Below are 12,758 nucleotides of genomic sequence, written 5' to 3'. Positions count from 1 at the left end.
CAGCCTTGCAGATTAAAACTTTTGCGGGATTCCATTTAATACGCTTTCGATTAACTTTCCTTTCTGATAAACAAGTTTAAGCGAAAAAAACGGCGCATTTTCTCTGAGAAGTTTAAAAAATATTTTATCCCCTTCCCAGAGTTCAAGTGCGTCGATTTTATTTATTGGATACCATTCTAATTTACCTTCATCACAATCAATAATTTCACCATGAAATTTATCGGCTGTAAATAAATGCATGTATTCGGCTTTTTCATCATCAGAAATAAAGGTAACAATGCCCCGGAATCTGTAATTATCAAGTGTAAGGCCTGTTTCTTCCTTGACTTCGCGTAAAAGACAGTCTTCAGGACTTTCCTTTTCTTCAAAATGACCGCCGACACCAATCCATTTATCATGATTAATATCATTTTTTTTAGTGATTCTGTGAAGCATAAGGTAGCAGTCATTTTTTTCGATATAACAAAGTGTGGTTAACTGTGATTTCATATAAGTATTTTAATAAAAAAAGGCATATTTGAACATTACGCTTTTTTTCTGTATGATGTAGCAGATTGCTTCAGATTTTACCCTGGCAATACTGTTACTGCAGGAGAATACTATGCTCTTTACACCGGTTGAAATTCAGGAAACTGTAAATATGTTTATGCGCCACAAACTTGATGTGCGCTGTATCACAATGGGAATTTCTCTTTTAGATTGTGCTGATTCAGATTCAAAAAAAGCCAATCAAAAAATTTACGACAAAATTATGAAAAAGGCGGGAAATCTCGTCAAAGTTGGACAGGATATCGAAAAAGAGCTTGGCGTTCCGATTATCAACAAACGCGTTTCTGTTACTCCGATTGCACTTGTTGCAGGAGCCAGCGGGGCAAAATCTTATGTTGAATACTGCAAAACCCTCGACCGCTGTGCAAAAGAGCTTGGAATCAACTTTATCGGCGGATTTTCTGCCCTTGTCCAGAAAGGAATTACTCCGGCAGACCGCATTTTAATCGATTCAATTCCGGAAGCACTCGCAACCACTGATTTTGTATGCTCAAGCGTAAATGTCGGAAGTACAAAAAGCGGAATCAATATGGATGCCGTAAAACTTATGGGCGAAACAATCAAAAAAACAAGTGAAGCAAGCGCTCACTGTGAAATTAACGGCTGTTCAAAACTCGTAGTGTTCTGCAATGCTCCTGAAGACAACCCTTTCATGGCAGGTGCTTTCCACGGACCGGGAGAGGCTGACTGTGTTATCAATGTCGGTGTAAGTGGTCCCGGTGTTATTTTAGCTGCTGCACGCGACTACAAAGGAAAGCCTATAAATGAGCTTGCAGAAGGAATCAAAAAAATGGCGTTCAAAATCACCCGTTTGGGTCAGCTTGTAGGAGCCGAAGCTGCAAGCCGTCTTGGAGTTGATTTTGGTATTCTCGACCTTTCTCTTGCACCGACACCGGCTGTAGGCGATTCTGTTGCCCGCATTCTCGAAGAAATCGGTCTTGAAGGAGCAGGATGCCCTGGAACTACGGCTGCCCTTGCAATGCTTACCGACATGGTTAAAAAAGGCGGTGTTATGGCTTCAACAAGCGTAGGCGGTCTTTCAGGTGCATTTATTCCTGTTTCAGAAGATGAAGGCATGATTAACGCAGTAAAACAGGGTTCTATCTGCCTTGAAAAACTTGAAGCAATGACAACTGTCTGCTCAGTAGGCTTAGATATGATTGCAATTCCGGGCGACACTCCTGCAACAACTATTTCCGGCATTATGGCAGACGAATTTGCAATCGGTATGGTAAACAACAAAACAACCGCCGTACGATTAATTCCGGCTCCGGGCAAAAAAGCCGGTGACTGGATTGAATTCGGCGGTCTTTTGGGCGGCTGCCCTGTCATGCCTGTAAGCAGGTTCAGCTGCGCAGACTTTATTAACCGTGGCGGAAGAATTCCTGCACCGATTCATAGTTTTAGAAACTAACGACATCCATGTCGTGACGATAAAAAAAGGCTGTTCTGAAACTTCAGAAACAGCCTTTTTTTGTTTTATACCCTAAATAACAAGTCCGAATATGAAGGATACGGCTTGTATTTTTCGCCTAAAACCGGCTCGATTTCGTCTGCGACTGCACGGGTAGCTTCCATCTGCGGAATTACTTTATCCACATAGAAACGTGCCTGCTGAGGAATATCTGCGATTTTTTCTGCTTCGTCGTGTATTTTTGAAAGCTTTTGTGTTTCAGAATCAAGTTTGTCTGCCAGTGCGCTGATTTTTTTGAGGACATTTGACTGGGCAGTGCATTTTACGCCCGGAACAACCGAAGCTACACGGGAAGCACTTTCTGCAACATCACTCATGTAAGCATAGCTTGCAGGAAGAATATCTTTGTAAATCATGTCGAGCATAGTGTTTACTTCGATATTGAGCACTTTTGAGTATTTTTCGAGCTTAACTTCATGGTGGCTCTTCATTTCGGTTTCGGTGTAAACGCCGTACTTGCTGAACATTTCGATATTCTGTGAATCAAGATAGCGTTCCATTGCATCAGGCAAGGTTTTAAGGTTCAAAAGACCGCGTTTTTCAGCTTCTTTAACCCATTCATCATCGTAGCCGTTACCGTTGAAGATGATTTTTTTGTGTTCAACGATTTTTTCTTTGATAAGATTCTGCAAATCAGTATTCAAATCAGTTGAATTTTCGAGTCTTGTTGCAAATTCGTCGAGAGTTTCTGCAACAATTGTGTTCAGAACAACGTTCGGACCTGAAATTGAAAGAGAAGAACCAAGCGAGCGGAATTCAAATTTGTTTCCTGTAAATGCAAACGGGCTTGTGCGGTTACGGTCGGTAGTGTCCTTCGGGATTGCCGGAAGGACAGAAACTCCAATCTGCATTTTTTCGTGAGTTTTCTGACTGTAAGGAGAGCCGGTTTCGATTGAGTCCAAAACAGCCTGCAATTCATCCCCGATGAACATTGAAATTATTGCCGGTGGTGCCTCATTTGCTCCCAAGCGGTGATCGTTTCCGGCGCTAGCTACGCTGTCACGGAGCAAATCCTGATGCTTGTCGACCGCCTGAATGACTGCCGTGAGCATGAGAAGGAACTGTGCGTTTTCGCGCGGAGTTTCGCCCGGTTCAAGAAGGTTAAAGCCGTCATCGGTACTCATTGACCAGTTATTGTGCTTTCCCGAACCGTTTACGCCCGCAAAAGGCTTTTCGGCAAGCAAGCAATATAGCCCGTGCTTCAAGGCAACCTGTTTCATCAGCTGCATTGTGAGCTGATTCTGGTCGGCGCTCAGGTTTGTGGTTGTAAAAATCGGAGCCATTTCGTGCTGGGCAGGAGCAACTTCGTTGTGCTTTGTCTTGCTCAAAATGCCGAGCTTCCAAAGCTCGTTGTCCAAGTCTGCCATAAATTCAGCGATTCGCGGTTTGATTGAGCCGTAGTAGTGGTCGTCCATTTCCTGACCTTTCGGAGGCATTGAACCAAAAAGCGTGCGGCCTGTAAAGATTAAATCTTTGCGCTGTTCCCAGAGTTTTTTGTCGATTAAAAAATATTCCTGCTCAGGACCAACAGTTGTAATTACGCGCTTTGCAGATGTATTTCCAAAAAGACGCAGGATTCGAAGTGCCTGAGTATTGAGAGCCTGCATTGAACGCAGGAGCGGAGTTTTTTTGTCGAGAGATTCACCTGTGTAAGAACAGAATGCGGTCGGAATGTAAAGTGAGCCGTCTTTAATGAAAGCATAGCTTGTAGGATCCCATGCAGTGTAGCCGCGTGCTTCGTAAGTGTCGCGTAAGCCGCCTGAAGGGAAAGAAGAGCCGTCAACTTCGCCTTTTACAAGCTCCTTGCCCGAAAATTCCATGATAACGCCCGAACCGTTCGGAGAGATGAAAGAATCGTGCTTTTCGGCAGTAACGCCTGTGAGCGGCTGAAACCAGTGAGTGAAGTGGGTTGCCCCCTTTTCGATTGCCCAGTCTTTCATTGCATTTGCAACGACATTTGCAACATCAAGCTCAAGCGGTGAGCCCTGCTGAATCGTTTTGCGCAGTGATTTGTAAGTGTCTTTCGGCAGACGGGCCCTCATCACATCATCGTTAAAAACCATGCTTCCAAAAATCTCAGGTACGGACATTTTTTGCTCCTATTTGAGACAGTATACTATCATATATCTTAATTTTAGTCGCTAGTTTTACACTACATGTTTATGGTAATATCTTAAAAAAAGGAATTAACTTATGAAGATTTTTTTTAAAATTTTACCAGTTTTTATCGTATTTTTTTTAATTTCATGCTCAAAGCCGGGTGATTTAACCATTCAAAGAGCAATGAGAGCTTATCAGAATCAGAATTATGAAGAAGCCCTTTCTCTTTTTAATGAAGCTGCCGGCGAAGAATCAAATTATTCTCAGGAATTAATCTGTAATATGATTGCAAGTATTTATCTTCAGCAGGAAGATTTAGAAAATGCTGTTGTTTACCAGAAAAAAAGCTGCGAACTGAGGCCGGAATACAGAAATCTGGTTTCACTTGGAATGACATACCATCTTTTACAGCGTGACACCGAGGCAGAAGAAGCTTACCGTAAGGCAGTTGAATTAAATCCTCAGAAAGGTGAAGCCTATGCAAGCCTTGGCTCAATGTATCTTGGTCAGAAAAAATATGCAGAAGCAGTTGAAAATCTGAAAAAAGCTTCGGAACTGGAACCGAAAATTGCAGTAATTCATGCGAATCTGGCCATAGCTTATGCAGCTTCCGGCGAAAATGAAAAATCAGAAAGTGAGTTTAATATCGCAGAAGAGCTGAAATGCGAAAATCTTGACGAATTCAAAGAACGTGCAAAAGAAATTCATTGACTTGTTACCGAATGTTCGGTATATTCTAGTTACCGGATGTTCGGTAACTATCAATGACAAACGAAAAATATTCAAAACCAACAAAAGAATTAATTCTCGATGCGGCATTCTCCTTTCTTGAAGAACCCCGCTATAACATGTTCTCCATGAATGAACTGGCAGAACGCGTTGGTATCACTAAGCCTGCAATTTACCGTCACTTTAAGGGAAAGGAAGAAGTTCTTTCTGCAATGGAAAAGAGGCTTTTTGACGATTTAGCAGAATATCTTTCAAAAATTAATGCATCCGATGCAGCTTCATCCAAAATTCCTCTTGCAAATCTTATACACTACTTTCTTCAAAATCCAAATTACATCAATTATTTCATAGCACAGATGTCATCTGTTCAAAATTATGAAGAAAAAGTTTTTAATGAATTACAATCCCGCAATGTACCGGTTTTTCTAAGAACACAGACAATTTCAACGAATGTGACTGAATTTGCAAAACATGTTTTCAGCGGCATGACAATTTTTTATTTTGTAAAAGTTCAGGAAAAATTCATAAAAATGGGACTGGTTCAGAAAGTACCTGAAAATTTTGCACTTCAGATTGTTGAGCTTATGATTGAAGGCATTGCAAAACTCGGACCAGAAAATCCTGATTTTTTAATTGAAAAGCTTTCTGAACAGCGGAAAAACGAACTTCTTCAACTGTGTAAAATTTCTCCAGAAATCTTTCCAAAAGAAAACAAAATTTTTACGGCACTTGCTTCCGTTATCGAAAAATATAAATTTCCTGGTGTAACAGTCGAAAGAATTGCAGAAGAACTTAATATGGCAAAATCAAGCCTTTATGAATATTTCGACAATAAAAATCAGATGGTAAAAACACTGATTAACCGTGAGCTTCAGCTTCTTCAGACAATTATCATCGAAAACAGCGCTGAAGCAAAAAATTTTACAGAATATGTTTATATTTTAATCGCTTCCGAAATTGAATACTTTAATCACCGCCCTTCAATTATCCCAATCTGCGGCTGGCTTTTGATGGGAAGCGCAGATGATTTTGAAAAGGCCGCAAAAGATGCAGAAAAAAACGAAGGCTGCGGAAACAGTCCATGGGAAAAGCGGCTTCCAAGAACTATCAGGGTTAAAGGTCTTGAGTTTCCATGTCCGGTAGAGGTTATCACGGACTGGATAAAATGCCTGCCGATTGCATTCTTTGTTGAATCAAAAGGCAAAAAATTTACACAGGAACAAAGCATGGAATGTTTCATGCAGATAATAGATTACATCCTTTTTGGAATTAAATGAAAAACACGCCCGCAATAGCGGGTAATCTGGAGGTTATATGAAAAAAATCGCAACTTTGATTTTGATTGGCTGTGCGGCTATGAATTTAACATTCGCACAGGATACAAAATCAACAAATAATGAAGAAAATGAGGCTAAATCCGCAGTCACAAAACTTAATCTTGATGAAGCGGTAAAATACGCCCTCAAAAACAGCCGTACTCTCAAAAGCAATGACATTGATCTTGAAATCAAAGCACGTGCTTCAAAATATTCATGGAATGTATTTATGCCGAATATTCAGGCAACAGGCACAATGAGCCGTGCTACAGAATATTCACCTTCAAACTATGCAACTTCAAAAGCTTTTGGCGGTATTTTTAGTGCTTCCTCAGATCCTGTTCTTCAGGCTGCAGGTACAAAATTATTAAACAGCCCGACTGACTATCAGAATGAAGAAGACCGCTGGTCTGTCATTGGAGGAGTTTCAGTAGGACTCAATCTTTCACTTGCATACATTCAGCAGATTCGTGCAGCAAAGGCAAATTATGAAGTTGGTAAAATCTCCTGGGAACAGAGCAGCAATGAAACGGTTGTAAGCATTAAAAAGCTGTTTTACGGTCTTTTGATTCAACAGGAAAATTTAAAAATTCAAAAAACAACTTTGGAAAATGCACGTCAGCGGTATAATCAGGCAAACACAAATTTCAGCAACGGCTCAATTCCAAAAATTCAGATGCTTCAGGCACAGGTCAATTATGAAAACTCAAAGCCAAACGTTGAAGATGCAGAACGCTCATTCAGACAGCAGATTGACACCTTTGCCTTTTTAATTGGGCTTCCTGTCGGAACTGATATTGAACTTGAAGGTTCCATCGAGCCTGTCTATATAGAAGCAAATGCAGACGAACTGCTTGAAAAATACAAAAATGCAAGTCTGGACATACAGTCGCTTCAAATGAATATCAAGGCACTCAAAATGCAGCTTTCTGCCCTCAATCTTTCAAGCTACACACCTGCCCTTTCACTCAATTATTCATGGCAGCCTGTTTATATGGGAAAAGCATTCAGTTTTACAGGTGATATTGGAAACGACGACAAATGGTATGATTCAGGAAGTTTTTCAGCAACACTTGCATGGAATCTTACAAATATGCTTCCATTCAGTTCAAACAGACAGAAAGCAGCAGATTTAAAGGCAAACATTGCTAAGCTTGAACTTACTATGGAAACAGTGCAGGAAAATCAAAAGATTCAGGTCAGAACAGCCGTTGATACTCTCAATCAGGCAAAGGAACAGATTGATTCTATGAACAGAACACTTGAAGTTGCACAGGAAAATTACGACATGTCTGCCCGGCAGTACCGCAACGGAACTATGGAACTTCTTGACCTGCGCGATGCAGAAAATTCTCTCAATCAGACTAAGCTTGGTCTTCTGAGCAAAAAAATGTCTTACATTTCAGCACTCATGGATCTTGAAACGACATTACACACAACACTTACAAAATAAAACATATTCTTGAAATAATTTGGAGGAAAATATGAAACAAACTGTAAAATCAGTAATTACTGTAGCTTCAATGGCAGCAGCCCTCACATTTATGAGCTGCAGGAATAAATCCGTTAAAGCCGAAGAAAACAAAGAGGTTGAAACGCTGTATGCTGTTTCTACATACAAAACTGTTGCCGGAAATCTCGACGATTATCTCGAATTCGGAGGAGATGTTGCTTCTGTAAACGAAGTAATGGTTCTGCCGGATCAGGGCGGAAAAATCACAAATATTCTTGTTAAAGTCGGTGATATGGTTAAACAGGGCGATACTATAGCTTATGTAAATCCCCTGCGTGCAGGCGTTGTCTATAACGACAGCCCTGTCCGTGCTCCGATTTCAGGCAGAATCACTTCTCTTCCAGTTACAGTCGGTTCAACTGTTTCACAGTCTTCATCAGTAGCAAAAGTTGCCCGCACAGACGAGCTTGAAATCAGAATTGCAATAGCTGAACGCTTTGTAAGCCGCATTTCAAACGGTCAGAATGCAACCGTCACTTTTGATGCATATCCAAGCGTTGTTTTCGGTGCAAAAGTATTTGAAGTAAGCCCGGTTCTCGACACTTCAACGCGCACAATGAATGTAAAACTCCGCCTCAATCCGCCTGACAACCGTGTAAAAGTAGGTATGTACGGAAGAGTCCGCCTTGTAACAGAAAGTGTAAAAAATGCAATCGTTCTTCCAAACTCTGCAATCATTACACGCGACGGTAAAGATTATGTCTTTGTCATCACAACACCAAAATCAGGAAAAGATGCTGCAGTTGTAGGACTTAAGCCGGTTACAAAAGGTATTTCTGTAGACAACAAAGTAGAAATTACAAAAGGTCTTGAAGCTGGCGAAGAAGTCATAATTAAAGGTCAGACACTTTTGAACGACGGCTCAAAAGTAAATGTTGTTTCGTCAAACTAGGAGAAGTTCATGACAATTTCTGAAAGATGTGTAAATAAACCGACAACGACATTCCTTATCTTTTTGATGTCAGTTCTGCTCGGTATATATTGTGTTTTTAAGCTTCCGGTTGATATGTATCCGGATATGGATTTGCCGTACATGATTGTGTACACAAATTATTCTGGAGCAGGTCCTGAAGAAGTTGAACAGAGTTTAACCCGAACAATGGAAAGTTCCCTTTCCGGACTTTCCGGCCTCAAAAAAATGCAGTCGCGCTCAATGTCAGGCGTAAGTCTGATTATTCTTGAATTGAACTACGGCGTAAATCTTGATGCGGCTGCAAATGAAATCCGCGATAAAATCGATCTTGTCCGAAGTTACCTGCCGGATGATGCTTCTTCTCCAATCACAATCAAAATGGATCCTTCAATGATGCCGATTATGTCGCTTTCATTGAGGGGAAGCCGAACACCAGAGGAACTTCGAACTTATGCAGAAGATGTAGTTCAGCCGCGTCTTGAACAGCTTGACGGTGTTGCTTCGGCCCGTGTTTCCGGTGGCCGCGAACGTTCAATCAATGTTGATATTCCGCGCGACCGTCTTGAAGCATACGGACTTTCAATTTCAACAGTTGCCCAGCTTATTGGTGCCCAGAATATTCAGTCATCAGGCGGTACAATTACATCCGGTGAAACAAACTACACCATTAAAACCAGCGGTAAATATCAGTCTATCGATGATTTAAAAAATACCGTAATCTCATACAAACCGACAGCCGAAGGAAAAGTACGCACAATCCGTCTTCGGGATGTTGCAGATGTTTACGACGGTTACAAACGCGAATCAACACTGGCTTATCTTGACGGAGAACCTTGTGTAGTTCTTTCAATTCAAAAGCAGTCAGGTAAGAACTCAGTTACAGCAGCCAAAAATATCCGGAAAACAATTCCTTCAATCAAGGCTGAACTTCCAAGCGATGTTGAACTGGTAGAAACTTCAAACACAACTGATATTATCGAGCAGACAATTAATGAAGTCGTAAATTCAGTTGTTCAGGGTGCACTTCTTGCAATTCTCGTTCTGATTATCTTTCTCCGCTCCCTTAAATCAACAATTATTGTAGGTCTTTCAATTCCGATTTCAGTCTTTATCACGCTCATGCTCATGTACTTCCAGGGCTTAACCTTGAACATGATTTCTCTGGCAGGTCTTCTGCTTGGTATCGGTATGCTTGTCGATAACTCAATCGTTGTCCTTGAAAATATTTATGCTTACCGACAGCGCGATGCAAAACCACGGGTTGCTTCAATTCTTGGTTCTCAGGAAATGGTTGCTTCAATTACAGGCTCTACACTTACTTCAGTCTGTATCTTTGCCCCGATGCTTATGTTCAAAAAAACACTTGGTATCATGGGTCAGATGTTCAACGACCTTGCATGGACAATCATTTTCTCGCTCACCTGTTCTCTGCTCGTTGCAATGTGCCTTGTTCCGGTTTTGACTTCAAAATACCTGAAAATCGACAAAGTTGATACAACTAAAAAAGGTGAAGGAAAACTTTCAGAATTTACTTTTGCCATCAACGGAGCTTTCAACAATTTCTTTGCAAAACTCGACGAAAAATATGCAAAAGGCGTTGCTTTTGTTCTTCATCACAGAAAAGCCGCACTTCTCTCTCTTGTCGCTCTTTTCATTATTTCCTGTGCTTCAATTAAAATCATCGGCTTTATCTTCATGCCGGCATCAGCTTCAAACACAGTTTCAGTTGATTTTACTCTTCCGCAGGGTACAAAACTTGATATAACTGATGACACAATGCATGAATTTGAAAATATTGCAAATCAGGAACTGACTGGCGTTAAATACGTAACAATGACAGTCGGCGGTACAAGCATGTTCTCTTCGGGTGCAGAAACAAACTCAGGCCGCGTAACATTTACGCTCTATCCGCCTTCAGAACGAAAAGCCGGCTACGATAACGAAAAATCAGCAAAAGCAAAACTTCGTAAACATTTTAACGATTTCCCTGGTGTTGATCTGGCATTCGCAGCAAACGCAAACAGCGCCTCTTCTTCAAGCGATATCAACGTAACTGTAAAATCAGACGATCTTACTCTCGTACGTGAATACGCTGCAATGGTCGAAAAAATGCTCAAAGAAAAGGGCGGAGATTATGTCCAGGAAGTAACTTCTGACCAGGAAGACGGTTTGCCTGAAGCTACAATCCGTGTTGACCGCGACAAAATGTACGAATTCGGTCTCAATATTTACTCAGTCGGTGCTGAAATCAACGGCGCAATCAACGGTACTACAGCGAGCCGTTATACAGAAAAGGGTAAAGATATCGATGTAATCGTACGTCTTTCTGAAGCAGATAAAAAACGCCTCGATGATCTGGATTCAATTTCTGTAGTAAACTCAAGCGGACAGCGCATTCCGCTTTCAAGCTTTGCCCACTATGAAGAAACAACAGCCCCGGTAACAATTTACCGCGAAAATCAGGCCCGAATCGTTCACGTAACTGCAAACCGTGTTGACGGAATGTCACTCGGCGTATGTCAGGACGGCGTAAAAAAACTTATTGCAGATAATATTCCTAAAGACGATGCCGTTACTGTATCACTCGGCGGTTCAATGGAAGATATGCTCGAAGCTGTCATGAACTTCGGTATGATTATCATTATGGCAGCCTTCCTCGTATTCGTTGTAATGGCAAGTCAGTTCGAATCCCTTCTTGACCCGTTCATCGTTCTTCTTACAATTCCGCTTTCGTTCATCGGTGTAATAATGATTTACGGAATTACAGGCACACAGCTCAATGTCGTTACAATTATGGGTATGCTCGTTCTTGTCGGTACAATCGTTAACAATGGTATCGTTCTTGTTGACTACACAAACCTTCTTCGTAAACGCGGAATGGGTCTTGAAGAAGCCTGTGTTGAAGCAGCACGGAACCGTCTCCGCCCGATTCTCATGTCAACTTTAACAACGGTAATTTCGCTCGCTCCAATGGCATTCTTCCCGGGCGAAGGTTCTCAGTCAATGCAGCCTATTTCGCTTACAGTCTTTGGCGGTATGACATTCGGTTCTTTGATGACTTTGTTCATCATGCCTACAATTTACTTTATCTTCAACAACAGACGCTTAAAGAAGGCTGAGAAAAAACGCAGAAAACAGCTCATCAAAGAAGGCAAAATTGACCTCAATGATGAAAAAATGGCAAAAATGCAGGAAAAGCAGCGCCAGAAAGACGAAAAACGCCGTGCTCAGCTTGAAGCAAAAGCTGCAAAAGCCGCAAAAAATCTGGAGGAGTTCAAAAATGGGTTATCTTGAAAACATTAAAATTCATGCCGGTGTGCAGAAACGCGTTGAAATCATTTTCTCGCAGGCTGTTGAAGAAGACTTTATTGCAGAATTCAAAGAGCAGGGAGTCGGTGCAAAATATACCAAACTTGCAAATGTAATGGGTGCAGGTTTTTCAAATCCGCGCCTTGGTGATGCAATCTGGCCCCAGCTCAACATGATGTACATAATTTACTGCAGCGAAGAAGACTGTGCAAAAATCATTGCAATCGTTGAAAAGCTTCGTGAACAGTACATGGGCGAAGGAATTGCCTGCTTTATAAGTGAATCTACGGAGGTGTAGCGCATGGCAATACTTACACTTACCAGGCAGTCTGGTTCTTTTGGTGATGAAGTAGGAATGTTAATTGCACGCAGGCTCGGTTACACTTTTTACGATAAAAAGGAAATTGAAAAGCGGATTATAGCAAAAGGTCTTCCCAAAGAACAATTTGTAAAATTTGATGAGCGTAAGCCAAAAATTCTGGACAGATTTACCAAAAACCGTGACAGATATCTCAATTATTTGAGCGCGGTGATTTTGGAAATCGCGCTGGAAGGAAATTGTGTAATTATGGGGCGTGGTGCTTTCCTGTTTTTACGCGATGTTCCGGGTCATATTCCGCTGCGCTTTGTTTCAACACAACAGGCACGCCTTGCTCATATAAAAGAACTTACAGGAGCTGTAAACGACAAAGCTGCACAAAAACTGCTTGATGATTCAGATAAAAGACAGGCTGCTTTTTACAAAAGCTGCTTTCATTACGATTTGAATGACAACTCGCTCATTTATGCAACGCTCAACACGGGAATCATTCCGCCTGATATGGTAAAGTCGGATCGTAGCCATGTCGTTCTGTG

Annotated in this window: 10 protein-coding genes; 8 read left to right on the top strand and 2 right to left on the bottom strand. The window is 41.4% G+C overall.

All coding sequences use genetic code 11. The features are described 5' to 3' along the window. Positions 1-12: 12 nt before the first annotated feature. Entirely contained in the window at positions 13-489 is a 477-nt protein-coding gene (locus ACKI5B_RS08815) for an NUDIX hydrolase (RefSeq protein ID WP_407427865.1), read from the bottom strand. A 112-nt stretch (positions 490-601) separates the two neighbouring features. Between ACKI5B_RS08815 and ACKI5B_RS08810 the strand changes: the two genes are divergently transcribed. Further along, positions 602-1,963, top strand: a complete 1,362-nt coding sequence (locus tag ACKI5B_RS08810; protein ID WP_407427863.1) for a PFL family protein — start codon at positions 602-604, stop codon at positions 1,961-1,963. A 65-nt stretch (positions 1,964-2,028) separates the two neighbouring features. On the opposite strand, the gene ACKI5B_RS08805 is transcribed toward ACKI5B_RS08810, so the two are convergent. Beyond that, the gene (locus tag ACKI5B_RS08805) at positions 2,029-4,113 is read right to left on the bottom strand and encodes a glutamine synthetase III family protein (protein WP_407427861.1); all 2,085 of its coding nucleotides are present in this window, start codon (positions 4,111-4,113) and stop codon (positions 2,029-2,031) included. Positions 4,114-4,216: 103 nt separating this feature from the next. On the opposite strand from ACKI5B_RS08805, the gene ACKI5B_RS08800 reads away from it, so the two are divergent. The 7 genes from ACKI5B_RS08800 to ACKI5B_RS08770 form a co-directional block, all read left to right on the top strand. After that, positions 4,217-4,834 carry a tetratricopeptide repeat protein gene (locus ACKI5B_RS08800; RefSeq protein ID WP_407427859.1) on the top strand — a complete coding sequence of 206 codons (618 nt, stop codon included), beginning with the start codon at positions 4,217-4,219 and terminating at the stop codon, positions 4,832-4,834. Between the two features lie 53 nt (positions 4,835-4,887). Then, positions 4,888-6,129, top strand: coding sequence for a TetR/AcrR family transcriptional regulator (locus ACKI5B_RS08795; RefSeq protein ID WP_407427857.1), 1,242 nt, complete (start codon positions 4,888-4,890; stop codon positions 6,127-6,129). 37 nt (positions 6,130-6,166) lie between these two features. After that, a complete protein-coding gene (locus tag ACKI5B_RS08790) occupies positions 6,167-7,621 on the top strand; it encodes a TolC family protein (RefSeq protein WP_407427855.1) in 1,455 nt (484 codons plus the stop codon). A gap of 31 nt (positions 7,622-7,652) precedes the next feature. Continuing rightward, positions 7,653-8,573, top strand: a complete 921-nt coding sequence (locus ACKI5B_RS08785) for an efflux RND transporter periplasmic adaptor subunit (RefSeq protein ID WP_407427853.1) — start codon at positions 7,653-7,655, stop codon at positions 8,571-8,573. Positions 8,574-8,582: 9 nt separating this feature from the next. After that, positions 8,583-11,888 (top strand): efflux RND transporter permease subunit, encoded by a 3,306-nt coding sequence (locus tag ACKI5B_RS08780; protein WP_407427851.1) that lies wholly within the window; start codon positions 8,583-8,585, stop codon positions 11,886-11,888. Then, on the top strand, positions 11,875-12,201 hold the full coding sequence (locus ACKI5B_RS08775; RefSeq protein WP_407427849.1) for a PG0541 family transporter-associated protein: 327 nt from the start codon (positions 11,875-11,877) through the stop codon (positions 12,199-12,201). The genes ACKI5B_RS08780 and ACKI5B_RS08775 overlap by 14 nt, the downstream gene beginning before the upstream one ends. A gap of 3 nt (positions 12,202-12,204) precedes the next feature. After that, positions 12,205-12,758: cytidylate kinase-like family protein (locus ACKI5B_RS08770; protein ID WP_407427847.1), on the top strand; the 554-nt coding region annotated here is incomplete at its 3' end.

Source organism: Treponema sp. (assembly GCF_045657965.1).
Classification (GTDB): domain Bacteria; phylum Spirochaetota; class Spirochaetia; order Treponematales; family Treponemataceae; genus Treponema_D.
Note: the sequence above shows the minus strand (reverse complement) of the source record. Positions and strands in the feature narration are given on the sequence as shown.

Excerpts from the sequence above, each read along its gene's own strand:
- ACKI5B_RS08815 (WP_407427865.1), bottom strand. The coding sequence starts at position 489 with ATGAAATCACAGTTAACCACACTTTGTTATATCGAAAAAAATGACTGC.
- ACKI5B_RS08810 (WP_407427863.1), top strand. The coding sequence starts at position 602 with ATGCTCTTTACACCGGTTGAAATTCAGGAAACTGTAAATATGTTTATG.
- ACKI5B_RS08805 (WP_407427861.1), bottom strand. The coding sequence starts at position 4,113 with ATGTCCGTACCTGAGATTTTTGGAAGCATGGTTTTTAACGATGATGTG.
- ACKI5B_RS08800 (WP_407427859.1), top strand. The coding sequence starts at position 4,217 with ATGAAGATTTTTTTTAAAATTTTACCAGTTTTTATCGTATTTTTTTTA.
- ACKI5B_RS08795 (WP_407427857.1), top strand. The coding sequence starts at position 4,888 with ATGACAAACGAAAAATATTCAAAACCAACAAAAGAATTAATTCTCGAT.
- ACKI5B_RS08790 (WP_407427855.1), top strand. The coding sequence starts at position 6,167 with ATGAAAAAAATCGCAACTTTGATTTTGATTGGCTGTGCGGCTATGAAT.
- ACKI5B_RS08785 (WP_407427853.1), top strand. The coding sequence starts at position 7,653 with ATGAAACAAACTGTAAAATCAGTAATTACTGTAGCTTCAATGGCAGCA.
- ACKI5B_RS08780 (WP_407427851.1), top strand. The coding sequence starts at position 8,583 with ATGACAATTTCTGAAAGATGTGTAAATAAACCGACAACGACATTCCTT.
- ACKI5B_RS08775 (WP_407427849.1), top strand. The coding sequence starts at position 11,875 with ATGGGTTATCTTGAAAACATTAAAATTCATGCCGGTGTGCAGAAACGC.